The sequence below is a fragment of the Mesorhizobium kowhaii genome (assembly GCF_003253745.1).
GTDB classification, from domain to species: domain Bacteria; phylum Pseudomonadota; class Alphaproteobacteria; order Rhizobiales; family Rhizobiaceae; genus Mesorhizobium; species Mesorhizobium kowhaii.
Genome location: NZ_MZXV01000037.1, coordinates 1 through 25,331, shown reverse-complemented (window position 1 = coordinate 25,331; position 25,331 = coordinate 1). Strand labels below are relative to the sequence as shown.

Sequence of the window (25,331 nt, the reverse complement as noted above, 5' to 3'; positions counted from 1 at the left end):
GCAGCCGACGGATCGACATGGCTCGACCGCGAACTCCTCGCAGACGATCCGGCCCTGTTTCGCGATACCGGCTTCGGCCGCGTGGCTCAGGGGCTTCGCCGCCATTGTTGATCGCGGAAGGGCTGGCGCAGCTGGAACGGGATCGTATGATCTATCGCGCCAACGTGGTGGCCGCGCTGCGTAGGCGCGAACCTAACGGCATTCGGGCATTAAGCCTCGATGGCCTTACCTTACCGGAGCGCCATATCGATTTCACCCAGACCGAGCTCATGGTGCCGGTGTCGATCGCCTATCATCAGCCGATCACCCGGGCCGGCGTCTCCGACATCTTCCATGACCAGGCTTCCATGATCGACGAGATATTCGACGTACTACAGCGTGCGGCGCGGCGGCGAGCTCTTCCAGCGACGCGGCAATCTGCTGCGCCGTCGCCTCGCTCTCCTGGGGCGCACGGCCTCCTCGATCGCGTGCAATTCCTCTTCTAGGAAGCGGCGTACCACTTCGCCTCCCTTTGTGCGCCTAGGGCCGCTTAGCCGCGCAGAGGGTCTGAACCCTCAAGGTGGCCGCTTCGACTTCCAAGCCCGCCTGCCGGGGACCGAATACGATTCGTGATGCCCAAGCTCAGGAAAAAAGCTGCCGCCGGCGTCGCGAAATTAAAGTCCAAAGTGCCGTCACGACAAAAAGAAACGAGAAGGCAGCTAGCTAAGCCGCCTGCTTGACCTCCTCCATGTCCTTCTTGAGGGGACCCTGATGATGACGGCGATGATGTTGCCTATGACGACGGGCGCGTTTGCCAATGTCACTGCGAGAGCTTGTCTCAGCGGCGGCTTCGCGCATTTGCAGTGTTCGCATTTGGCTATTTCGCTTCTGGATTGCTTGCGAAGTTCCGATCGTCACGACAATCCTCGTAATCCGATCAATACAGCCCGAGCCGATTGTCGTTTTCGCAATCGTCGGAACGATCGTGCCGTTGTGGCAGTGTTCGCCGGTGCGGCGCCTGCTGGGCGTTGATGCTCATCCCGGTCGTCATTCCGAGTTTATGTGGCGCGCCACATACCCGATCTCTGCAAACCGCGCAAGCAGATGCTTCAGATGCCGCCCATGCAGAGATATTTCATTTCAAGGTAATCCTCGAGCCCGTGGCGGGAACCCTCCCGCCCGATACCGGACTGTTTCATCCCGCCGAAAGGCGCGGCTTCCGAGGACATGCGTCCCGTGTTGATGCCGACCATGCCATATTCCAACGCCTCGGCCACACGCCAGACACGCTTGAGGTTCGAGGCATAAAAGTAGGCGGCGAGACCGTAGATCGTGTCGTTGGCCTCATGCACGACCTGATCCGCACCTTCAAAGCGAATGACCGGCGCCAGCGGCCCGAATGTCTCCTCTTGCGCGACTTGCATCTCGCTGGAGATATCGGTGAGGACCGTTGGCTGGAAAAAGGTTCCCTTCTTGCCGATGCGACCGCCGCCGCATCGAATGATGCCGCCCTTTGCGACGGCATCTGCGATTTGGGACTCGATCTTGGCCAGAGCACGGCCGTCGATCAGCGGTCCGATGTCCACTCCGGGAGCGAAGCCGTCACCAACCGATAGGTGGCGGACTTTCTCCACGAATTTCTCAACGAACCCATCGTGAACGCTCGATTGGACGTAAAGGCGATTTGCGGAAACGCAAGTCTGGCCGGCATTTGCGGAACTTCGCCTGGATCGCACCGTCAACCGCAGCGTCGATATCGGCGTCGTCGAAGACGATGAAAGGTGCATTGCCGCCGAGCTCAAGGCTGACCTTCTTGATTTGGTCCGAGCACTGGCGCATCAGCAGCCGGCCAACTTCGGTCGAGCCGGTGAAGCTGATCTTTCGGACCTTGGGATTGGCGCAGAGTTCGCGGCCAACTGCATCGCCTTCCGACGCATAGATCAGGTTGACGATGCCGTCGGGAAAGCCGGCCTGGTGCGCGAGGGCAAACATTGCACCTGCCACGAGCGGCGTCTGTTCAGCGGGTTTGAGCACGATAACGCAGCCGGCCGCCAGAGCCGGCGAGATCTTGCGGGCCACCATCGAGGCCGGGAAATTCCAAGGTGTTATCGTTCCGACGACGCCGATCGGTTGCTTGATCACCAGCATGCGGCGGTCCGTCGATGGTGGGGAGATCGTCTCGCCATAGATGCGATTGGCCTCTTCGGCGTACCATTGCAGATACGCCGCAGCATGCGATACCTCCGACTGACTTGGCTTCGGCAAGCGGCTTGCCCATCTCCGCTGTGAGAATCGCAGCGAGGTCGCCTTCGTGATCGACGATCAACTGATGCCATCGCCACAGAACGTCGCTGCGCTCGCGGGCAGTCAACGCCGCCCACCCAGGCTGCGCGACATAGGCCTTGTCGATCGCCGCGCGTGTCTCCTCCACGCCCATGTCGGGAAGTTCTGCCAACACTTCGCCGCTCGACGGGTTGAGGACTTCGAATGTCCGGTCACCAACCGGCGTGCCAAGGGCTGGCACACGGTCGATGGCTCCAAACAGGTCAGGGGATTTCAGGTGCCGGATCATCGGCAGGCACAGGGGCAATACCGGCTTCCTCCTCAAGGCAGCGAATTTGTATTCGGCAAGGGTGAGCTGTATTCCGCATCTGCGGGCTCCTTATAGGGCCTCGGCCTGACGGCTGGTAGACCACCACACCCAGCTTGAAAGGCAAATTTTTGAGCTCTTCTGGTCGATGGTTCCGCCCGTCGTCCCTCGGGATGCGGGCATGCTGCAAATCCATTCCAGCGCGTACCGCAACCCTGAGCAACTGCCGAAAGGCGCGGTGCTGGTGGTCGGCGCGGGATCCTCCGACGCCAGCCTGATGTCGCTGCTGGATAAGCCGATGCCTATGTCGCTTGCAACGGGCTCGATCTTCCGGAAGAGCCCGCGGCCCGCAGGATCGACCCGTATCCGGAATGCATGAGGAATCCGATTCTTGAGCTCGACTGGCCGAGGCCGGGCTATCGGCAATCATCTGGGCGACAGGCTTTGCAGTCGACTACAGCTGGCTGAAGGTCGATGCTTTCGACGAGAAAGGCCGGCCAAGGCACCAGCGCGGCGTCTCGAGCGAGCCGGGGATCTGTTTCCTGGGTCTGCCCTGGCAGTCGCGAAGAGGGTCCAGCTTCATCTGGGGCGTCTGGCATGATGCCAAGCACGTGGCCGATCGCATTTCGACGCAGCGAAAACAACTAGCCTACCATGCTGCCGCGAGGCGCGAACCCGTTGACGCCTGACCACCAAAGCTGACGACCGCTGCGAGCCCGACCTGATGGAGACCAAGATGGCGCACACGCGAATTCGCACCTTCAACACCAAGAATACCTATCCCCGAGCAGAAGCTCGACAATGATCTCCACCGGGCGGTTGTCACGCGCGGCGGCTGGACGTTCTGCCCGGTGGGCGCACGCCGTCAGCTAAGCTGTACAGGCTTGTTCATCTGGCATAACGTCCGCTCGCTTCAGTCAACCGTGAGCCGGTGCCAACGCGCTGGGTGCACATGAGCAACGATGGAAGTCCGTCGCTGGCAGCGCCTTCCGGAGACGGCTTATCCGTACGACACCCAATATCACGAGGCGCTGCGTCTCCTCGTGCTGACTGGCGAAGGCGCTTGTGTTCGACACGTTTGAAATCGCTTCCAGCTACATGGATGCGGCGGAAACTGACACGTTACGCCAGAAGGTCAACCAGACTTCAAACTCTACGATTGCCCCCGGCGCATGTCGGATGGCGAGTTTTCAAACTCGACGCCGATTTCATTGGCGTCAGGCTTGCGGCCACTGCCCACGATCTCTTGCCGCAGACCAGTTTACGGGTGCGGCGAACGAATACGCTAGGGCGCGCCAGTTTCTGTCGAACTTCGCCAGCGCCTCGACCGTCTCAGGGAGACTAGACTCGGAAATCCCGGAGAGATGGAAGCCGCCAAACACGCCATGAGCCGGGATATGCGGAAACCGCCCCTGGGCGTGCGTCAGTACGTTGATCAAACCGGCTGCTGGTCGTTGTTGTCCATGTGATAAACACTCCTCGCATTCCGGGTCGGTCATTCTTTCCGCTGGCCAGTGAAGGTCAGCAGCAGCTGGAACATGTCGATGAAATTCAGGTAGAGCGATAAGGCCCCGAAGACGGCGAGCTTCTGCAGCGATTCCTGGTCGAAATTCTCCGTATACTGTTGCTTGATCGTCTGCGTTTCCCAGGCGGTCAGCCCGACAAAGACGAGAATGCCAATCACCGAGACGGCGAATTGGACGGCGGTCGAGCCCAGGAAGAGATTGACGACGCCAGCGATCACCATGCCGATCAGGCCCATGATCAGGAACGAACCGAACTGGGAAAGATCACGCTTCGTCTCATAACCGTAGAGGCTCGTTGCGCCGAACATAGTGGCGGCGATGAAGAAGGTGCGCGCGATGCTCGTGCCGGTGAACACGAGAAAAACCGACGCCAGCGACAGGCCCATGACAGCACAAAAAGCCCAGAACATGGTCTGTGCGCCACTTGCCGATATTGATTGCATTCGGAAGGAGAAAAAGAAACCAAAGGCCAATGGCGCCAGCGTCACCACCCATTTGAGCGGCGTCAAGAAGATCGGCATGAAAGGCGCTGGTGTCGTCCCGACGGTGTAGGCGACAAGGCCGGTGACGACGAGGCCCAGGCCCATGTAGTTGTAAACGCGCAGCATGTGCTGGCGCAGACCTTCGTCGATCAGGGCGCCGGCGTGGCTGCGGGCGATTTCACGGCGATCTCCTGGATTGGGGTTCTTCATGTGAATGGTCCTTTTTGGGATCGGTAGTTGCGACTAGTAGTGCGTATCTGCAGAGCGATTGCCGCCCGATCGACGGCGCGAGTGTTGGCCTTGGCCACAAGGAGTCTCCGTGGCAGTCAGCGGCCCGAGATCGGCATTGGCGGATGCAGTGTTGCTGGCCTTAGCGAAGCCTCGGGGGCTCCACGCGGCAACTCTTCCTCGTGCGCCGATGCTATCGTCCGAGTTTCGCAGACCGGGCGGCTATATCGCCTAAGACAGCACGGAGAAGCGTTCTAATTTCCTGTTCGGCGAGCCCCGGTGCAATTCCTGATTCGGACAGTTGGATGAGAATTGTCTTGACGGTGCTTCGCCAGAAGGCATTCGCGTCCTCCTCGTTCTTGGATTCCAGGTCTCGGGCGATAGATTCGACCAATTTCCGCCGACGATGCAGCGGAAACACGCTTATGTTTGAATCAGCCATCGATCACCTTACCTTCAACCCGCGAATAGGCATTGGCGGGTTAAAAAATTTCGTGAACAGCGCTTTTTTGGCCGGGGGATGGCACGCCTGAACCGGCTAACGCGCTGAAAACCACTCCGCGGGGGGAGCGCGCCTGTGCAAAGAGGCCACAGCGTTGGTTCGTAATCACATCACGTCTCCGTCTTGGGCAAGAGATAGCCCGTGGTTGAATGCTCGGGCACGAGATAGCGGGCGGCGACCGCCTTTACTTGGTCGGCGGTGACCTTGCGGATGCGGTCCGGCCATTCCTCGACGTCTCTCACACTACCGCCAGTGGCAAGCGTGGAGCCATACATCTCGGCCACCTGGTCCTGCTCGTCGGGGGCGAAGATCAGCGAGCGGACACAGCGGTTCTTGGCCTTGTCCAGCTCGTCGTCGGTCACACCGTCCTTGACGACGCGGGCGATCTCAGCATCGGCCGCCGCCTCCAGATCGGCGAGCTTGGCATCGCCGCGCGGCGAGCCGTAGATGGTGAACCTGGTGGCATCCAGCATGGTGCCCCAGAAATGAGCGCCGGCCCCGGCGGCAATGCCCTGTTTCACCACCAGTTGCTGGTAAAGCCGGCTGCGGTTGCCGCCGCCGAGGATCCTCGCCAGAACACTGAGCGCCTCGGCCTCGCCGGGTTCGGCCGTGTGATAGGACGGCACCACCTAATGTGTGGAAAAGTCCGACACCGGAACGCAGGGATCCCTCAGCGTCACCGTGCGCGTGGTGTTGTGCTCCGGCTCGAGCGGGCGGATGCGCGGTAGGGCGGGACCGCGCGCGAGCTTTCCATAGGTCTTCTCGGCCTGCGCCTTCACCGCCTCCGGCTCGACATCGCCGGCCACCACCAGCACGGCGTTGTTTGGCGTGTAATGTTTGTCGTAGAAGGCCTTGGCGTCCGTGAGGTTCAGCTTCTCCATCTCCTGCATCCAGCCGATGATCGGAATACGGTAGGGCTGGTTCTGCCAGAGCATCGCGGCGACCTGCTCTTCCAGCACGGCCTGCGGATCGGTGTCTATGTCCGATCTTCGCTCCTCCAGGATCACATCGCGCTCGGTCTTGATATCCTCGTCGTTGAGGATGAGGTTGAGCATGCGATCGGCCTCGAAGCGCATCATCTGCTCCAGCGCCGACGGCGCGACCGTCTCGACATAGGCGGTGTAGTCGCAAAAGGTGAAGGCGTTGATCGAGCCGCCGGTGGCCGAGACGGCGCGGCCCAACTCGCCGGCGGCATGGTTGGTCGTGGCCGCCTTGAACATCAGATGCTCGACGAAATGGGCAACGCCAGATTTGCCCAGCGGGTCGTCGGCGCTGCCGACCTTGTAGCATACCATATGGGTGACGATCGGCGCACGGTGATCGGGGATGACGACCATTTCCATGCCGTTGTCGAGCAGGAAATTCGTCGCCTTGCCGTCGCCGCTGGCGGCCAGAGCCGGAGCGGTGATTACCAGGGTGGTCGCAGCAGGCATCCTGCGCAGTTCGTCAGACAGAACGTTCATCGATGGCTCCGGTTGTGGTGGCGGGACGAGAGGCAAGGTTCGGGGCAAGTGAGTTACTCCTCAGTTTGAACCCGCTGCGTCCTGTCTCCCCGATCGTGGGAGAAGGTGGATCAGGGGCAGCGCCGAGCCGGATGAGCAGCCGTATTCATGTTGCCGGGCCTCGCTAGAGCGTCACCCTTGGATTCGTCCGGGAGACCCGCGGCGGCGGTAGCTTTCGGTGAGGTGATCATTCAACGTCTTCTCCTTGGTCCCTAACGTGTTTGCGGATCACGGCGCATGAACCGTGCCAAATGACAAACCGTTCAAACCCAAGGAGATCGATATGACACTGCTACGCTGCCTTCCCGACATTGTCGGACATTGGACAACGCGAACCCAAAGCGCTCGCGGCGTGTTGCAATATCTAGCGGGTGCGGAAAAGGATTGAGCATGCTGTCGCGCCGGGGAATAGGATGCGCCTCGAACACTCCGCGGGTGGCGTTCGAATTGCCTGGGTCAAGCCGCCAAACCGTGAGCGCGCGACACCTCATTTATGGGTTTATTGAGGGTGGCGTCGGTGTTCGGGCATTGAAGTCCTGATATCGAGTGTGCCACAGGGGCTGCCCCATCGAACCGCCGGCGAAGGCAAGCGTGGGCTGCAGCACCAGATCGCAGGCATGCCGCCAGCCAAGCCATCCCACGTGCTTGATGGCCATGCCGCCAAGATCGAATTCGCTAGCGGCATGAAACCTCAGTGTGGTGGAGGTGTTGAGAGGCACCTGCGCCAGACTGGCGAACGGTTCGCGGGCAAACCCGTAGCTCAGCTCATAGCCTGCCTAGCCAAAGGCGGGCATCGTAGCACCGTCGTCCTTCGGACCGAGGTCCAAAAGAGCGGCCGAGGCGAATTAGCAAGCCGGGCGCGGGTTTGCGCCATTCGCATCAAAAGCTGTCCGCCCAAACGGTATACCAGCTGTCGAATCAGCCCTTGTTTGGAGCCACACAGATAGCGTCGTGACAAACCTTCTCACCCCTTGTAGTTGGCCAGAGCCTGCAGCAACTCTGGTAGAAGGTGCTGTTTCAGGTCGTTCGAGATAGGCTCAGGACCCTCCAGCGCTTTCAGTGCCTGCTCGACCAACTCGATCGCGCGATCTTTGTTGCCGCTCTCATGATAGTACTGAGCGACCCTCGGATAAGACATGAACTTAGAGCCGTCCCCTTGCGGGAGTGCCACGATGTGTTTGGACAGCTCTTCGCCCATCGCAAAGCGCTCAGCAGACGGAAAGCCGGAATAATCAAAGCACGGCGCGAAGAGTAGGAATAGCCCATAATATATCCAGTGCTCGGACTCTCTGTCGATCGCGTCGCAAACGAATTGGCGCATTACGGGCAAGCCGGCCTGCATGTCGCGCATTCTGTGAAGCAACAGATGCGCATCAGCAAGCCGAAGCCTTCAAGGCGGAGCTTGGTGCTCGACTGGCAGCATGCGGGCTTCAAATACATCCGACAAAGACCAGGATCGTCTATTGCAAGGACCAAAGGCGCAGGGGCAAATACCCGAATGTCGTGTTCGACTTCCTCGGGTATCAATTCCGGCCGCGACGGGTGGCGAAGACACAGCGAGACGAGTTCTTCTGTGGCTAGACGCCTGCGGCCAGCCCCACGGCACTGAAATCGATGCGAGCGACGATCAAAAGCTTGAACATACCGCGGCAGACGCCGGGGACGCTGGCTGAAATCGCCCAACAGCTCAATCCGCTCCTTCGGGGATGGATAGCCTATTACGGCCGGTTCAGCCGTTCTGCCCTGTCCACTCTGGCTGACTACGTCAACCGGAAGCTCAGGATCCCGGACTGTTCGTGCATTGGAAGGTGTTCGGAACGAATACGTTCGCCTGATGGGAGCGGTGTGAATCGAGAGGTTCACGCACCGTTCTGCGAGAGGCCGGCAGGTGAAATTCCTCCGGCCTACTCACCCCGGCCTCTCCACAAAGATGACCCGCCGGCGTGGAAGAGCGCCGCGCGGCGAGCGCTGCCGGGCCGGCGTGCCGCATGGCCACTGGAAGACCACGACCTTCACCGGAGCGCTGCGGCTGACTGCGCCCTTCGTCTACGACGGCGCCATGAACGGCAACGTGTTCCTGGCCTATGTCGAGCAGGTGCTGGTCCCGACATTGTCGCAGGGCGACGTAGTCGTCATGGACATGTGTGGACGCCCCCGTTGGTACTGATCATCGGCGGTGGCATCCTAGGAATGATGTCCGCCTCCGCTGCGGCGAAGGCTCCGGAGCCTTCTCCGAAATCATCGTGACCGAACAAGCCTTCGGATCCATCGGCGCATCGCATTATTCTGGGGCGTACATTTCCCCTATGCAAGGGCAGCCAGGCCTCCGTCCAATCAAGCATGCTGCGACCGCTCACGGTACGATCCTCACAGCCTAATCCAGCGGCTAGTGGATCTCTAATAGAGGATGAAGGCTGCAGCAGGACAGAAGCAGAACGGGCCTGTTCTAGAGGCTCGTATTCCTAAGCAATACATCACCTTCCGCCCCGCGGGCATAGCAGGTCACCAATTCGAACGAAGGCAAAAGATCAAGAATAGCTTGCAGGGACAGCTGGCCTTCATAGAGCTCATGGTCGCTGTATTCCGTGTAGATAAAGCGTGTGTTGCTCAAGGTCTGTCCGCCGCCAGAGATGACATCTGACTCGGCTCCCTGCACATCCATCCAGATGAAATCGATCTTGTTCAGATTCGCTTCGCTGCACCAGTCGTCAAGCCTTCGAGTTTCAACTGAGATAGGGCGATCGAACCGAACCCAATCATGTTCGATAAGATGATTCTTGGGTCGGCGTATCGAACCAGATTGGTCCCATTCCTTCGCACTTCCATCTGCATTGCTTGGATGGAAATCAATCGTGCCATTTCGGCTACTGATCGCGATCTCAAATAGCCTCACTTTGTCTAGGTACAGATTCATATATTTCTTAAAGCGAGCAGCCGCTCGAGGGTCTGGCTCAAAGCAGTAAAGCTGAGCCTTTGGGCAAAGCCTAAGAAAACGTCGCGTATCCGTTCCGTCATTGCAGCCGATGTCCAAGATGACAGGATTGGGTTTTTGGAGGAGTTCAACGATCTGCTGATGCACTTTTAACGAAGACATAGGTTCCCGCGTGCGCTCCAGCAGTTCTTGCACAGACCGCTGTATAGAGATTGGCAGGTTTTGTCTAAAAGACCGCAGTATTTCCATTGAACTTCGTCCTCAATGCCTTAGTTGCACGCGCGACACCCCTGGGGATGTATATTAAGCGAACTCCGGGGTTGGCACCACCGCCCCAACTTCGATTGCTGTTGAATGGTTCTGCGGCGACCGCGCCGGCCCATAAGCCTTTCGAAAGAAGTCGGACGATTTGACGTGGTCGGCGAGTGGCGGCTCACGTTCTCAGTTGACCTGTTCTCCCGACAGACGTTTTCCTTATCCGCTATTCTCTAAAATCGGTAAAATCGATTGTGTTGATGGAACGCATAGACCGGCTGGATATATGCCTGCGATGCATCTGGTATTGACCGAGAGAGGACTACGATTCGGCGGGTTGCGCCTACGCCGACCCGATCGCGGTTCCGAGGATGAACCAAAGGCCCACGATTTCTTCCGGGCCCAGTGTAGTGAGCAAGCGCAAGGCTGACTTCGACCCGTTCCGCGGAGGTGACATTCCGAGGGCTCCGCGGGGAGTTCTTCGCCAAATGCGCCCAAGGGCGATTGATAGGAAGGGCACCATCGACAACCGGCTTCATGGGCCTCCGGCCACTATATGGTTCGGCACAACAAGGAATTTCGTCGTCGCTGAAGCAAGTGCCAATGCTCGACCGCGAGACCTCGCGGCCAATCTCTCAGTTCGCCGTTGGGCCATGTCCAACCGGAAATCGCGCATCCGCAGTAAACCGCCAACACGCAGAACGACAAATCAATCGCCGAGGCGTTCAAGCGATCGACGGGTGCTCACGTCTTTCCGGCTCTTGCAGTGTCATTGATGCGGTTGGCGCTTCCTGCATTGCTCCAGGAATTGCAGGCGCGCGGCGCGATGCCTTCGGGATCAGCGACTATTCGCTTGCGGCAAAGTTGCTGGGCGTTTCTACGTACGGGCGTCGAGATCCGTCTGATTTGAAGCGTCATCATTCAACGGACAACATCACTGGTATTTCAACGTTGCGAGAGCGCTCTCTATACCTGTCGCCGAAGTCGCAGAGCGAGCGAACGAGGAGGTTTATAGACTATACGAGAAGAAACGGATTGAGAGAACCTCCCTTTGCCGCTGAAGTGCAGGGACAGCATTACGGAATTCCCTGCCTTAGCCTTACATTCCACTTATCGCAAAATAAGACGTCAGCAGCAAAAAGGTCTAATATTCTATTCCTCGCGGAATGCCCGACTGATTTGGTCGGATAGCGGCTTCACAAGATAGGAAAGCGCCGTACGCTCACCCGTCTGGACCATTGCTTCGGCCGGCATGCCAGGCACAAGCGTCAGGTCCTTGAGCTTCGTCAGTTCCGCATGCGGGACCGATATGCGCACCAGGAAATAGGACATGCCGGTTTTTTCGTCCGTCGCCAGATCGGCTGCGACCCGGCTGACATATCCGTTCAATTCGGGCGTGGTTCTCAGATTGAAGGCTGACATCCGCAGCACGGCCTTGTGACCAAGCTGGATTTGATCGATGTCCTTCGGGGTGATGCGCAATTCCAGCGCGAGATCGTCAGCTTCTGGCACAATTAGCATAATCGGATCGGCGGGCGTGATCACTCCGCCGACCGTATGAACGGCGAGTTGTTGAACGATGCCGGATTGCGGCGCGACAATATCGATACGTCGCAGTTCGTCTTTAGCCGCCACCTTGCGCTCGACATATTCTCCTACTTGCGCCTGAACCTCCCTGAGCTCCTGGCCGACTTCCGTCTTGAGATCCTGATTGATCTGCAGGATCTGCAGGCGCGTTTCGGTGATGCGGCCTGCCGACTGTGCCTGGTTGGCGATCTTCTCACCGCGTTCGCCGCCGAAAGTGACAACCTGCGTCTTCAGGCTGTTCAAGCGTTGGTCCGAGACAATTCCTTGTTCGCGCAACCCACTCAGGGCAGCAATTTCCTTTTGGAGAATCTCGATGCCTTTCTCATAGGCAATCTCCTGCGCCTTGAGTCCCTCCATCTCGTGCTCATATTGGGTAATGCGCTCCGCTAGCTGGGCCCGCCTTCCTTCGCGGGATTGTCTGCGGAATTCGAACAGCCGCGTCTCACTATGTATTGCCGAAGCTACGTCCGGAACATTTCTGCGGGCAAGCAGCCAGTCCGGGAAGGCGATCTCCGCCAGATCGTCACGCTCAGCTTCGAGCCGTGCCAGCCGGGCGGCCAGCTCATCGAGCCGCTTGGTGACGATGGCGAGATTGGCGCGCGTCTGGGTGGCATCGAGCCGCATGACGATGTCGCCGGCTTTTACCTTATCGCCTTCGCCCGCCAGGATTTCTCCCACAACCCCGCCGGTTGGGTGCTGCACCTTTTTCACATAGGAATCGACGACAAAGTGTCCGGACGCGACAACCGCACCGGAGAGATTCGTGACGGCTGCCCAGGCTCCGGCTCCTCCCACAAAGATCACGCTCGCCAGAAGGCCCACCAACAGGTGGCTGCGAATGGAACTGGAAACGTCATTGTTCTGATCGATGCCGGACATCGGGATCCTCCATGTCAGCGCACTCTCGCACGTTATCCTGCGTAGACCCGGTGGCCTTGACGCCAGCGCCTGGTGCCATCGCTGCAGCTTTCAGGACCTTGGGAAGCACTTCATCACGCGGACCGAAGGCTCTCTGCCGCCCACCTTCCATCATCAACACGTAATCCACGGCGCGGATGGCGCTCGGCCGATGGGCGACGACAACCGCAACGCCCCTACGCTCGCGGACGGAGGCGATCGCCTCAACGACGGCGGCCTCGCCTTCCGCATCAAGATTGGCATTGGGTTCATCAAGCACAACAAGGAACGGGTCGCGATAGAGAGCACGGGCAAGACCGATACGCTGACGCTGCCCGGCGGAAAGTGCCGATCCGGCCTCACCGATCGGAGTTTCGTAACCGTGCTCAAATCGGAGGATCAGTTCGTGCGTGCCCGCTGCCTTCGCCGCGGCGACAATAGCCTCAGGGTCAGGATTATCTTCAAAACGAGCGATGTTTTCGGCAATGGTGCCGTCGAACAGTTCAACGCCTTGCGGCAGATAGCCGACATGACGGCCTAGTGCTTCCCGGTCCCATTGATCTAGGCTTGCGCTGTCGATGCGAACCTTTCCGGCGGCCGGCGCCCATGCGCCGACGATGGCGCGCGAGAGTGTCGACTTGCCGGAACCCGATGCACCGATGACCCCGAGTGCGGTTCCCGCCTGAACGGCAAACGCAAGGCCGGTCACGGTCGGCTTCCTTTCGCCGGGCGGTACGATTGTCACGCCTTCGACGCGCAGTTCGCGTTCAGGTGCAGGCATTGGCATAACAGGAGCGGTTTCAGAAATCTTTGCCAGGAGGTCCTCCAGCCGCGCCCAACTCTGGCGCGCCATGAGGAAGGGTTTCCAGCTTGAAATGGCCAGATCGACCGGAGCCAGCGCACGCCCCATCATGATCGAGCTGGCAATCATGACCCCGGCCGTAGCCTCCTGCCTAATGACAAGGTAAGCGCCGATGGCAAGAATGGCCGATTGCAGCATCACGCGCAGCGACTTTGAAATGCCACCGAGCCCACCTGCCACGTCCCCGGCTTTCCGATTGGCGGCCAAGTACTTGGCATTGGCCTTGTGCCACCGGGCAGCGATCCGCTTTCCGAGACCGAGAGCTTGCACGACTTCGGCATTGCGGCGTGCTGCTTCCAGTAGACCATTGCGGACCATGTTGTGGGCAACGGTGTCGCGTATCGGCCGTTGCGAGAGACCGTTGGTAAGAAGTGTCAGAGATATGAGGACGATCGCCCCGACAAGGGCCGTCATGCCGATCCAGAAATGAAAGAGGAAGCAAATGCTAAGATAAAACAGCATCCATGGCAGATCGAAGAACGCCGTCGGACCGTTTCCACCAAGGAACCCGCGAACGTTGTCGAGATCGCGAAGCGGCTGCAAGCCGTCGCCCGGCATGCGCGTTGAAAGCGGAAGGCGAACGATAGCATCGTGAACGCGTCCGGAAAACTGTCCATCGAAACGCTCGCCGATCCGCAGCAGCACGCGGGCACGCAGAATGTCGAGCAGGCATTGGAACGCATAAAGTCCCCCGGCAAGCACGACGAGCCCCACCAGCGTCGGTACGCTGCCACTTGCCAGAACGCGGTCGTAGACCTGCAGCATGAACAGCGGCGAGATCAGCCCAAGCACGTTGACCACGCCACTGATCAATAAAATTCCCCAAATAGTGGAAGTCAGAGGGAAAGGTTTCAAAGGGAATTGCTTTTTGGAAGCTGAAACCTTCAAGCGATAGTTACTCAGGGAGGCCTCCGTTAAAAAAGCGTTCGGGAGGATCTGGCGATCCAGCACCGCATAGTGCTTGCGGAGGGCCTACGACACCGACCGCACCGCTCGCTGATCCAGGATCAGCGCTTCGCACTTGAATATGTTCAGTCCCGGCATTTGATGGAGCGGATCAACAACACCGTCCGGCTGAAGCTTTCTAGGCGCAACGTCATCATCGCGAGCAGCCTTGCCGCATCGACCATGTCACCTTCGAGAAGGATTCGGTCTACGACCACGCGACGCACAGAGCTTCATAAAGCTGAACACGCTGCGCCTGCTCCCGGGCGCCATGGCCAGCCGCAAGTAGCTGAAAAGGAAAGCGCCCGCCGGGGGTGGCGGGGCGCGGGTTCCGTACGGGTTTTCCGGATCAAACGAAGCTGAAGTCCGACGCGGTCAGGCCCATGCCGGCCAGGTCGGCCAAGCTGTGTATACCGCTCAGGTGAACGAACTCCTGCGCGTGGTTCTCGGAGGTGACATAGGCCAAATTCGCCATTCTGTTCATGCCGTCGTTGTAGTGGTAGACGATGATGTCGCCGGGGGCCTCGCCGGAGATCGCACTCGCGGCGGCAGAGGCAGAGGTGAAAGGTTCGTCAGTGATCACCACGACGTGCTCGCCGTTCGCACCCGAGGCCGCACCGCTGTAGAAGCTGCTCACCGGGGAGCCAGACTGTACGCTGGCGTTATTGATGAAGTTCGCCCCAAAACCGTCGTTGTCGAGGCCCACCGCATCGAAGGCGAACTTATCCTCCGTCCGGTCGAAATCGATGATAGTGGTAATGTCCGGCTTCGACCCGACACTCGGGTCGACCCCAGGCATCGGATTGTGGAACTGGAACAGGAACGTGTCATTGTCGGCGCCCCCGATCAGCGAGTCCTCGCCGTCCCCCACGTAGAGGACATCCTCGCCGGGACCGCCGTTGAGCTTGTCATTATCCTCACCGACGATGCGCGGTTTGTAGCGGCCGTTGTCGCCGGAGAGATGGTCCATGCCACCGTCCCCGAAAATGCGGTCGTTGCCCTCGCCGCCGATTGCTTGGTCACTGCCCTCGCCAGCCGAGAGTTCGTCGTTGCCGCTACGACCGTCAAGCCAGTCATTGCCCTGGTAACCCCCGATCCAATCCTCAAGCTCGGTGCCGAGGAGCGTTTCGGAACGCGGGCCACCCTCGATAATCTTTACCATCGCAAAAACTCCTTATGATGCAGCCCACCACGCCAGCTGGCGCGCCTTCATATTCGTTATCGGGTCATCAGAGTAATCGTTTGCTTTGATGGATCACATTTACGGAATGGATGCGTCCACGTGCACTTCGCCCCTCTGCTTAGCAGTTGCGGGCCTCCCTGGCGGCGGGCGACGCTGGTCGCCCGGGGCAATTCGGATCTGAGGATTCGACGCGTCAGCGGGGCGTGGAAAATCCGAGTCGCGCTGCGCATTTTTACGCCGCAGCCTTCCTGTGAGGTGGCCCGGGGCTCCTGCACAAGCTGCCAACCGTGATGTTCGTTCGGCGCAATATCGATGTGTCGATCTCATAGGCGCGCTCGACTCGGGTCGGCGACAGGCCTGACCACGGTGTACCGGAACCCCATCCCGGGGATTTCGCGGGGCTGCGACAGGCAAACAACAGAGCGCGTTTCAGATCATCTGCGTCATGCGGTGGACTTGGCGGGTGGCGCCTCCGTACTGAATTTGGATAAGGCGAGCCATGCGAACATGGGGCGCTCCCGGCCGCGCCGGTCGGCGCTGTGAACCCGGAGTCCTGCCGGCTCCAACGTCGTGGCAGGTCGCGCGCGGTCGCCGTCCGCAATATGCCGACGATGATGTCCCTGGCGTGTGCTAGCGGCCTAATTTGGGGCGAACCAGGCCGTTAGCCGGTATATGAGTGCTTCACGCACCTCTCGCAGCGGCGATGCCAGATTTGAATGGCGCAAGAAAGTTGGAACAGATCGAACATGCAGCAGCCAGGCTGTGAGCATCAGCGTCAAGCTTTATGATGCCGGAGAAAATCCTCGTACGTCGCTTGCAGCCCGGCACCAAGAGGCGTTTTGGCTTTCCAGCCAAGAGTATGCAACCGCGATACGTCCAGCAGCTTGCGCGGTGTGCCGTCTGGCTTTGTGGTGTCGAACACCAAATCGCCCTCGTAGCTGACCGTCGCCTTAATCAGTTCCGCCAGGTCGCGAATTGTGACGTCCTCTCCAACGCCAACATTGATCAGAGGCGCGGTCTCGGGAGCCGTCAAGTCGCCAAAATCTGAATCCGGCAGGCCGAGCAGGAATGCAATGGCATCCCCTATATCCAAAGAGTACATGAACTCTCGCCGGGGCCTTCCGGATCCCCAGACCACGACCGAGGAGTCACCGTTCATTCTGGCCTGATGAAAACGTCGCATCAGAGCAGGCAGAACGTGAGAGTTGTCGGGGTGATAATTATCTCCGGGACCATACAAGTTGGTCGGCATCAACGCGAGATAGCGCGTCCGGTACTGTCGGTTGAAAGACCAGCATGATTCAACGCCTGCAATCTTTGCCAAAGCGTAGGGACGATTTGTCGCTTCAAGCGGGCCGGACAGAAGGTAGTCCTCTCGTATCGGTTGCGGGCAATCCCGTGGGTAGATACACGAGCTGCCAAGAAAGATCATCCGCTCGACGCCGGATGCGTGGGCGGCATCAAAAACGCTGACTTGGATCGCGAGATTGTTGTGAAGGAAATCAACCGGAAAGCTTGCGTTGGCAAGAATGCCACCAACCTTTGCGGCGCACATAATGACGTAATCCGGTCTTTGCGACATAAAGAACTCGCGGGTCGCGGTCCGATCGGAGAGATCCAGTTCATCGTGTGTCCGCATTATTATTTCATACGATTCTAAGGCAGCGAGGGCCCTCACTGTGGCGGATCCAACAAGGCCGCGATGGCCCGCTACATAGACTTTTTTCATGTCTTCATTCTCATCTGCTTACGCCTAGAATTTGTATATGGACGGAGCTGGTCAGCCTGCATGCCGCCGGCTGCCAGAGAAATCGGGTTAGCGCCTATGCACTTTGGGGAAGCTCGTCGCGTCGAGCCAATGCGATGTAGCCTGCGCAGAGCGCGGAAGAACCTGGCCGGATGGACATGCGCGTCAGGGATGCTTGGCGTACACGAGAAAATACTCCTCGGAGCGAACGCGAATATCGATAACTATCTTAGGGCCTATCGTTGAATTGTTCCTATGCAAGGTTCCGCAAGATTGGTGAAATCGTTTGTTTCGATGAAACCCATCCACGATATAGATAACCAAGGACATGCTTCAACGGCTTGATCTAAATCTCAGCCCGCGCGATAGGCCAGAATCGCTCGCCTGCCCCGTCCTGGACGCGGAAATAATCGCAGACCGCGGCGCACTCGGCGTCACGACGCCGCGCGCAGTGACGGTCAAGGGTGGCTGCAGCCATCGCGAAGCGAGACGATGACCGCTTCTGCCGATCACCGTCCCGTCACGTTTACCTGGCGCGGTGTGCGCCGGGGCGTGAAGTGGGCCAACTGCCCAGAGCACATTTCGAGCGAGTGGTAGAAGCGTCCTTGGGTAGCTGCTCAAAGCGCCGAGGGTGCCACACACTCGCCGCCGCCCATAGCATCTACAGCGCTACTAACGGCGCGCTCGCGAGCAGCTTCGTAACCGCCGAGCTACACCTGTATGGGGCGATGATTGTCAAGCTTGCTCCTGGTTCGTTTCCTCATCTCCTCGTTCGGCCGATTGGCGATCATCTCCTCGTGCCGACCTGGCTTCGAACTGGCCGCCGCGCGCAGTGACGGTCAAGGGTGGCTGCAGGCCATCGCGAAGCGACTGGTCCTTGACGGTCACGAGCACGGGCGGCCGGCTTTGCCGGGTCGGGTGAGCCGTTTCCGGTGGGGCCAAATGCCGACGACAGATTTCCGAGGCGAGCTCGCCGAGCCAGGCGCGAAGGTCGCGCGGCAGACTTGTATTCGGTAGATCGCAGTGGATCTGACCATAATGCAGCGTGCGCATCGGTGGCGAAGCTCCGGGGCGGCGGGGCTATTCTACGTCGGCGGTCCAAAGGGCCATGTGTAGCTTTGGGTTGCCGCCACCTCGGATCGTCATCGGCAGACCCTGCTGCGGGCCCTGCCAATTGGGGTGTGCCTTGTTCTTCCTTTTCCCACGTGCCTCCATCACGCCGCACGCACGATGGCGCCCTGCGGCACCTCGCCCGCGGTGACGAAACGCCACAGCGCAATCAGCAGCTTGCGCGCCAGCGCCACGATCATCGTCTTGCGCGTGGTTCTGCGGCCGTCGGTCGTGCGTGCCTGGAACCATCGGGCGAGGTCGCTGTCCTTCTGGAAGCGCAGGAACCGCCAGGCCAGTTGGATCGTGCCACGCCGCACGCGGGCATTGCCGGCGCGCGCCAGCCCTTTCTCGCGGCGGCGCTTGCCACTCTCGTCCGGCGACCCCGTGAGGCCGGCATAGCGCGCCACGGCGCGGCGGTCGCGCAGCTTGCGCGACAGCATCTCGTGGACCGGCATGTCGGCCGTCTCGACGCCGATGCCGATGATCCGCGCGAGCAGGCGAACCATCGCGTGCGGGCCGTTCGCCGCAGCCGGAGCCGCCGCCAGCCGGCGCAGGCGCTCCTGTTCGATGGCGCGGATCTGCGCGCGCACGAGGTTGAGCCGCTCAAGGAAGCGGTAGAGCTCGGCGCGGGTGTTGTCCGGCAGCGGCGTTCCCTCCGCCGTTCGGATGCTCTCCAGCCTGTCCGCGGCCTGGCGCAGGCTCAGCCGGAAGCTGCGGACGCCGAAGCGGGCGAGGATCGCCTTGACGCGGTTGATAAGCCGCGTCTGCTCGCCGACCAGAGTCCCCCGCTCGCGGTTCGGCCGCCGCGCGTCCTCCTCTTCAAGCGTCGGGATCGCAGCCATGGAGCAATGACGTTTCTCGCCGCGCAGCCAGCCGAGAAAAGCGCGCATCAAAAGCTCGGTGTCGAGACGATCGGTCTTGGCGCGGCGGTGCTCGCGCGACACCGGAACGCTCGAGGGATGGATGGCATAGGCCTCGATGCCGTGCGCCCGCAACCAGCGCGCCAGCCAGAAGCCGTCGCCGGCCGCCTCATAGGCGACGGCGATCCGCTGGACCGTGTGCCCGGCCCGGCCGGCTTCGTCGCGCCAGCGCTGCAAGAGCTTCAACAGTGCTGGCGCGTCGGCATCGATCTTCTTGAGGGGCTGGCGCTTGAGGCCCGGAACAAGCGCGGCGACGAGCCACTTTCGATGACGGCGGTGATCGTGTTATCCTGTTGGAGAGCGGCAAGGGACCGGCTCGCGTCAAAAGATTGCGACATGGGACGCCTCCTTCTGATGATGGTTGAAACAGCGAAGGATGCCACACCCTCGCCGCTCGCCCCATAGCATCTACCTGATGGGACACGACCGCGCCCTGCCGTAAAGACATCCGCGCCGATGCAATTGGCGATCGAATCGATGAGAGCGGAAACATCCGCCTTCTGCTCCGCAGCGAGCAATGAAGAGCGTCTCGGGATACGAGAGGCTCGGCGATCGTCGCTCCAAGGCGTTCGATGCCGAAGCCGGGGTCGACGTTGGAACTCTTGTCGGAGAGGAGGGGGCCAGGCACTTCGGCTCGTGCAGAGGCTTCGCTGTGCCGAAGCGGATCGCCTCGATGCGGTTGTCGACCCTGTGGAAAAGGAGATCGAGGCGCCGAGCGCCGAGGCCTTTTCGCGTCGAGCGTCGCAGAGCTGGAGGTATAGCGCGTCTGCTTCGTCAGAAGGCTACTCTTAGTGCTTGTACCAGGACTCGCAGCCTTCAGCCTACCTCAGCCAGGCGGCCGTCAGCGTGGGAATGCCTGCGGGGGAGGGGAATGCCTGCGGGGGGAGATTGGCAACTTCGGCCCCTCAGCTCTCCCTCTCTACCGTCCCGTCCAGATACTGAGTCAGCGCGCAGACCAAATGGTAGAAGATGCTGGCAGGCACGTCTGACGCGAGGGGGCGACCGCGTTCATCGATGCGGTCGATCCACAGGCCGAGCGGCGCCGGGTCGATGTGCCAACGGAACAGGCGACCAACGCGTGCCTCGATCTCCGGCTTGAGATTCGGCCCGCCCGAACCATCGAGCGCAATCGCCGCCTTGACCGCTTCGGCCTGCGGCCAGCTGCGTGAGACAAGGTCGAGCGGCAGGCCCTGCCGCGAGACGGCGCCATAAGCAAGGCCAGTGGCGCGGTTGAGGCCATTGGCGATGGCGGAGGCATAGAGTTTCCGGGCGAATCCGCTCAGTTCGGCCTGGCCGCTGCGCCCAGCGAAATCGACCAGCAGCGAGGCCCATTCGAAGTGATGGCCGGGTTCGGTCCAGGAGCCTTTCTCGCCACTCGACGGTTTCCATTCGGCATCGAAATACTCGCCCAGCGTCCAGCTGTCCGGGTCGAAGAAATGGCTGCGGAACAGGTCGATGATGCGCGCCGCGCGGCGCAGATGGGCACGCTCGCCGGTCGCTTGATGCCAGGCCATGAAAGCTTCGAGCAGATGCATATGCGGGTTGGAGCGCCGCTCGCCCTCTCCGTTCGACGTTTCGAGGAAACCGGTCATACGGCTGTCCTCGAGATGCGCATCGAGAAAGGCGAAGGTCTCTTCGCCGAGCCGCAAGGCGTCGGGATTGCCCGACATATGCGCATGCGCCAGTGCCAGCAGCACGCAGGAATGATCGTAGGCATCCTCGGTGGCATCGGCGACGCTGCCATCGACATTCAGCGTGCGCACCCAGCCGCCTTTGTCGGTACGGCCCTTCCCGGCCATGAAGTCGATACCGTGGCTGATCAGCCGGTCGGCCGGACCGTCCCAGCCGCGCGCTTTGGCGACGGCGAAGGCATAGACCTGCCTTGCCATCGTGCGCATGCGCTTGGGTTTCATCAGCGGCGAAGCGTCAAGGCCGAGCGCTTCGTGAAAACCGCCATGGCGCTCGTCGACGCCGGATGTCGACCACAGCGGCAAAGTCTCCTGAAACAGCCAGTGATGCACGCGTCGCCGCCAGGCGCCGCTTTCGATGACACGGTCATGCGCCGGCGTGAACCGGGTTTCCAGCCGGCCCGATTTCTCTAGCTGCTCGACGATCTTCTTGACGTGCTGGCTGTGGCTGACCGGGGCGACGAAGGTGGCGTCCGATGTCGAGACGATGGCGACATCCTTCATGCCGATCGCCGACAGCAGGCGGCCCTCGCCACGGATGTAGGAGTTCTCGCAGTCGATGGCGACGACATCGCCGATGACGACATTGCCCTGGTCGTCGGCAGGGCCGACATCGAGCAGCGACTGCCAGGAGCCGAGATCGTTCCAGCGGAAGCCGGCCGGCACCATGGCGATGTCTTTTGCCCGCTCCATGATGGCGTAGTCGATCGAATTCGACGGGATGGCGGCGTAGAGCTCCAGCGGCATGTAGAGACCGGACAGATCCGATGTCGCCGCCTTGTAGGCCGCTTCGGTGGCCTGCCAGATATCGGGCTGGAACGCCGCGAAGGCGTCGCGCATGGCGCCGGCGCGAAACAGGAAGATGCCGGTGTTCCAATAGAAAGTTCCGGCCTGGAGATAGTTCTGCGCAGTCGCAAGGTCCGGCTTTTCGACGAAGCGCGACACGTCGAAGGTGCCGCCGCTTTCAGCTGCGACTTCGATGTAGCCATAGCCGGTTTCGGGCTGTGTTGGCTTGATGCCGAACACCACCAGCCGGCCGGCGTTTGCCGCCGCGCAACCTGCCTCGACACTCTGCCAAAATTGTTTTGCGGTCGATATCTCGTGATCCGACGGCACCACCAGCACCAGGCTGTCGCCGAACTCGGACAGCGTGCGCAGTGTCGCCAGCGCGACGGCGGCGGCGGTGTTGCGGCCGGTCGGCTCGAACAGCGGGCCGCCGCCGGCAAGATCGAGGCCGGCGAGATCGGCACGGACGCGTTCGGCATGGCGTTCCGAGGCAATCAGAAAAATCGGCGTTTCGCCTTCCGGCCGCGCCGTCAGCCGACGCAAGGTCTTGGCCAGCATCGAGCCGTCGCCCGACAGATCATGGAACTGCTTGGGATTGTCCTCGCGCGACAGCGGCCACAGCCGTGAGCCGACGCCGCCGCTCATGACAAAACTGACGATCCGCTCGGTCATGTTTCTTGTCTCTTCTCAGCTCAGAACGTCTGATTGTAGGCGCCCACCTCCGGACTGCGGCGCAGCACGGCGTCGACAGCCTCGAACATCTGCCGGCGACGCTCCGACGACACCGGGCTTTCGACGACCACGACAAGCTCCGGCTTGTTCGACGACGCCCGCACCAGTCCCCAGGTGCCGTCCTCAGCGACGACGCGCACGCCATTGACGGTGATCAGATCAGCGATCTTCTGGCCGGCGAAGCTGGCGCCACCCTGCTTCATCGCCTGAAAATCGGCAACCACCCGCTCGACCACGCCATACTTCACATCGTCGGCGCAATGCGGCGACATGGTCGGCGTGCCGAAGGTCAGCGGCAGCGCCCGGTAGAGGTCGGCCATCGAACTGCCGGGGCTGCGATCCAGCATCTGGCAGATGGCGATTGCCGTGACCAGTCCGTCGTCGTAACCGCGTCCGATCGGCGGGTTGAAGAAGAAATGCCCGGACTTTTCGAAGCCGGCGACGGCACCGAGTTCGGCGACGCGGCGTTTGATGTAGGAGTGGCCGGTCTTCCAGTAGTCGGTGACGGCGCCGTTGGCGCGCAGCACTGCGTCGGTGTTGAACAGGCCAGTCGATTTGACGTCAACGACGAAGCTCGAGCCGGGGCGGAGCAGCGAAATATCGCGCGCGAGCATGACACCGACCTTGTCGGCGAAGATCTCGTTGCCTTCATTGTCGACGACACCGCAACGGTCGCCGTCGCCGTCGAAGCCCAGCCCTACATCGGCACCGGTCTCCAGCACCTTGTCTCTGATGGCGTGCAGCATCCGCATGTCCTCGGGATTGGGATTGTAGCGCGGGAAGGTGTGGTCGAGCTCGACATCGAGCGGGATCACCTCGCAGCCGATGCGCAGCAAGGCTTCCGGGGCAAAGGCGCCGGCGGTGCCGTTGCCGCAGGCGGCGACCACTTTCAGCTTTCGCGTGATGCGCTTGTCGCGGGTCAGATCGTCGAGATAGGTCGCGCGGAAATCGCGGGCGAAATCGTAGGAGCCGCCGCCGACAAGATCGAAGTCGCCAGCCAGCACGATCGCCTTCAGGGCGCTCATCTCCTCCGGGCCGAAGGTCAGCGGCCGCGCCGCACCCATCTTGACACCGGTCCAGCCATTCTCGTTGTGCGAGGCGGTGACCATGGCGACGGACGGCGTGTCCAGCGCGAACTGGGCGAAATAGGCCATCGGCGACAGCGCCAGCCCAATATCCCTCACCTTTGCACCGGCGGCCATCAGGCCGGTGACCAGCGCCAGTTTGATGGACAGCGAATAGGAACGGAAGTCGTGCCCGGTGACGATATCGGATCCGGCGCCGAGGCGGCGGATCAGCGTGCCGAGCCCCATGCCGAGCGCCTGAACGCCGATCAGATTGAGCTCGGGCGGCACCTCCGAGGCGGGATGGCCAAACCACCACCGCGCATCATATTCGCGAAAGCCGGACGGTTTGATCAGTGCCGAGGTTTCGAATTCGAAGCTGTTGGGTCGGGCTTCGCCAACGGGTTTGATCATCACGTGTCAGGCTGCTCCAGACAAACGCCAGGACTCACAAAGTCGGGAGATGTTCGCAGGGATTGTCAATCAAGATCAAACGACCCGGTTCATTCAAATCAAACTCAATAATACGCGGCACGAAGAGGCGGGCATAGCGCGAGAAGGCGCTGGTCGGGGGGAAACGCACCACGGTATCGCATCGCGCAAGGAGGTACATCTCGACGAGAGCGGAAAAACCGCCGTCAACGCCCAGTGCCGCGCTGTGTAACGGCCCGGCCCGATCCGCCTGGAAGTGTTTTGGGATAGTGAAAAGATCAGGAAACACGCCCGACAGGTCGTGACGCACCTGCTCGCTGTCAGTACACAAGAACACCTTCACAGGTCTTGGATGTGGTAGGGCTTTAGCCTCGCGAATAGCCGTGCATACCTGCTGAAAGGCGAGTTCCGGATCAGCCCAGTATGGACCGTGCTCCATAATATCTTCGCCGTTGCCGTGCCGGACATGCACCCCGATTATGCCGTGTCCCTCAAAGTGCTCCTGATAGATAGCCTCAATTCGAGCTTCAATTTCAGGCCTCGGTTTGATACTCCGAAAAATCTGTCGTTCGGCGTCCGCATCGCAACGCCACATCAAGCAAGCATCACACACTACCGTGTTCGCTTCTGTATCATCTTGAGCCTCGAAAAGTTCTCTCAGCTCGTCGCGTTCTCGGAAAATCTGTTCATCTGGGCGGCAAACGCAGTCGATCGATGGCTTATTCCACCACGCCGGGAAGAAAGGTCCAGGGAATGAGAGCTGGTTGATCTGGTCATCGCAAATAACCGGTACGCCAGCGATGTCTTGAATTGGCTCGAAGAACACAGGAAAGGCATTGGTGAAGGGTTGATCGAGATAACAGGAGCCACGCCAATCTATGGCCAGCGTCCGCCCCGTCCGCTTAGCATAGGACCAAGCTGCTGCCAGAGACCACAAGCAATCACCGAAACCGGTACGCCGTCGCGAAACAACGAACCGATCCTCGCCCGATCCAATCATCAGTGATCGTGGTCCTAGCATCTCGTTCTCCATTTATCGTGACATGAAAGTCAAATTGGCCTGTCTCAAGACCGTTCGACCTGATTGGGCTGTAATGTCACTCGCCCCTGCGAATGCCAGTCGGATATCACCACCTGTGACAGGCTGACTTTCCTGCTGGCGATGCCATTCGTCAGCTGCAACACGGAGCTCGCGTCTTTCAGATGCTTGCGGCGAATGGTCAGCCATGGACGGATGATCATGCGCCTCCGCAGCGAACTTTCGTGGTACTGCATCATGGATCGCCATCGCTCTCGGAAGTCATCTCAGCGCAGCAGGCGCCGGCGAAGCAGTATCATCGAGAGGAAGAACGGCAACACCGCGTACATGCAAAGCGCACCGA

14 protein-coding genes and 6 pseudogenes are annotated in these 25,331 nt (G+C 60.4%); 4 read left to right on the top strand and 16 right to left on the bottom strand.

Annotated elements, in window-relative coordinates; genetic code table 11:
* The first annotated feature begins 146 nt into the window (after positions 1-146).
* Positions 147-485 (top strand): SMC-Scp complex subunit ScpB, encoded by a 339-nt coding sequence (locus tag B5V02_RS18140; RefSeq protein WP_146606084.1) that lies wholly within the window; start codon positions 147-149, stop codon positions 483-485.
* A 603-nt stretch (positions 486-1,088) separates the two neighbouring features.
* On the opposite strand, the pseudogene B5V02_RS18135 reads toward B5V02_RS18140, so the two are convergent.
* A pseudogene (locus tag B5V02_RS18135) lies at positions 1,089-2,551 on the bottom strand (NAD-dependent succinate-semialdehyde dehydrogenase).
* 283 nt (positions 2,552-2,834) lie between these two features.
* Between B5V02_RS18135 and B5V02_RS18130 the strand changes: the two are divergent.
* Positions 2,835-3,258, top strand: a pseudogene (locus B5V02_RS18130) (FAD-dependent oxidoreductase); the annotation flags it as partial.
* An 806-nt stretch (positions 3,259-4,064) separates the two neighbouring features.
* Here the strand turns inward: B5V02_RS18130 and B5V02_RS18115 are convergent.
* The 4 genes and pseudogenes from B5V02_RS18115 to B5V02_RS18100 all read right to left on the bottom strand — a co-directional run bounded on the left by B5V02_RS18115 (position 4,065) and on the right by B5V02_RS18100 (position 8,160).
* Positions 4,065-4,787: a Bax inhibitor-1/YccA family protein gene (locus B5V02_RS18115; RefSeq protein ID WP_111545536.1), complete on the bottom strand. Its 723-nt coding sequence runs from the start codon at positions 4,785-4,787 to the stop codon at positions 4,065-4,067.
* Between the two features lie 211 nt (positions 4,788-4,998).
* Positions 4,999-5,247, bottom strand: a complete 249-nt coding sequence (locus B5V02_RS41590) for a DUF6074 family protein (RefSeq protein WP_111545535.1) — start codon at positions 5,245-5,247, stop codon at positions 4,999-5,001.
* A gap of 170 nt (positions 5,248-5,417) precedes the next feature.
* Positions 5,418-6,770 (bottom strand): annotated as a pseudogene (locus tag B5V02_RS18105) (M16 family metallopeptidase).
* A gap of 1,003 nt (positions 6,771-7,773) precedes the next feature.
* A complete protein-coding gene (locus B5V02_RS18100) occupies positions 7,774-8,160 on the bottom strand; it encodes a hypothetical protein (protein ID WP_208647104.1) in 387 nt (128 codons plus the stop codon).
* 263 nt (positions 8,161-8,423) lie between these two features.
* Between B5V02_RS18100 and B5V02_RS41585 the strand changes: the two are divergent.
* Both B5V02_RS41585 and B5V02_RS18090 read left to right on the top strand, forming a co-directional pair.
* A pseudogene (locus B5V02_RS41585) lies at positions 8,424-8,531 on the top strand (group II intron maturase-specific domain-containing protein); the annotation flags it as partial.
* Positions 8,532-8,724: 193 nt separating this feature from the next.
* A pseudogene (locus B5V02_RS18090) lies at positions 8,725-8,949 on the top strand (transposase); the annotation flags it as partial.
* Positions 8,950-9,255: 306 nt separating this feature from the next.
* Here B5V02_RS18090 and B5V02_RS18085 read toward each other — a convergent pair.
* The 11 genes and pseudogenes from B5V02_RS18085 to B5V02_RS40630 all read right to left on the bottom strand — a co-directional run bounded on the left by B5V02_RS18085 (position 9,256) and on the right by B5V02_RS40630 (position 25,191).
* Positions 9,256-9,903, bottom strand: coding sequence for an FkbM family methyltransferase (locus tag B5V02_RS18085; protein ID WP_111545583.1), 648 nt, complete (start codon positions 9,901-9,903; stop codon positions 9,256-9,258).
* A 1,245-nt stretch (positions 9,904-11,148) separates the two neighbouring features.
* On the bottom strand, positions 11,149-12,462 hold the full coding sequence (locus B5V02_RS18080; protein ID WP_111545534.1) for an HlyD family type I secretion periplasmic adaptor subunit: 1,314 nt from the start codon (positions 12,460-12,462) through the stop codon (positions 11,149-11,151).
* Positions 12,437-14,197: a type I secretion system permease/ATPase gene (locus B5V02_RS18075; RefSeq protein ID WP_245445987.1), complete on the bottom strand. Its 1,761-nt coding sequence runs from the start codon at positions 14,195-14,197 to the stop codon at positions 12,437-12,439. Before B5V02_RS18075 ends, B5V02_RS18080 begins: the two co-directional genes overlap by 26 nt.
* 439 nt (positions 14,198-14,636) lie before the next feature.
* Positions 14,637-15,449, bottom strand: coding sequence for a calcium-binding protein (locus tag B5V02_RS18070; protein ID WP_111545533.1), 813 nt, complete (start codon positions 15,447-15,449; stop codon positions 14,637-14,639).
* Between the two features lie 796 nt (positions 15,450-16,245).
* Positions 16,246-17,199, bottom strand: coding sequence for a GDP-L-fucose synthase family protein (locus tag B5V02_RS18065; protein WP_111545532.1), 954 nt, complete (start codon positions 17,197-17,199; stop codon positions 16,246-16,248).
* A gap of 753 nt (positions 17,200-17,952) precedes the next feature.
* Complete coding sequence (locus B5V02_RS40115) at positions 17,953-18,270, bottom strand: hypothetical protein (protein WP_146606083.1); 318 nt, start codon at positions 18,268-18,270, stop codon at positions 17,953-17,955.
* 161 nt (positions 18,271-18,431) lie between these two features.
* A pseudogene (locus tag B5V02_RS18055) lies at positions 18,432-19,585 on the bottom strand (IS110 family RNA-guided transposase).
* A 567-nt stretch (positions 19,586-20,152) separates the two neighbouring features.
* Positions 20,153-22,393 (bottom strand): mannose-1-phosphate guanylyltransferase/mannose-6-phosphate isomerase, encoded by a 2,241-nt coding sequence (locus B5V02_RS18045; protein ID WP_111545530.1) that lies wholly within the window; start codon positions 22,391-22,393, stop codon positions 20,153-20,155.
* Positions 22,394-22,413: 20 nt separating this feature from the next.
* On the bottom strand, positions 22,414-23,931 hold the full coding sequence (locus B5V02_RS18040) for a phosphomannomutase/phosphoglucomutase (protein ID WP_111545529.1): 1,518 nt from the start codon (positions 23,929-23,931) through the stop codon (positions 22,414-22,416).
* Positions 23,932-23,965: 34 nt separating this feature from the next.
* Positions 23,966-24,949 (bottom strand): nodulation protein NodZ, encoded by a 984-nt coding sequence (locus B5V02_RS18035; protein WP_111545581.1) that lies wholly within the window; start codon positions 24,947-24,949, stop codon positions 23,966-23,968.
* A gap of 65 nt (positions 24,950-25,014) precedes the next feature.
* Positions 25,015-25,191 carry a hypothetical protein gene (locus tag B5V02_RS40630; RefSeq protein WP_167458544.1) on the bottom strand — a complete coding sequence of 59 codons (177 nt, stop codon included), beginning with the start codon at positions 25,189-25,191 and terminating at the stop codon, positions 25,015-25,017.
* Positions 25,192-25,331 lie beyond the last annotated feature (140 nt).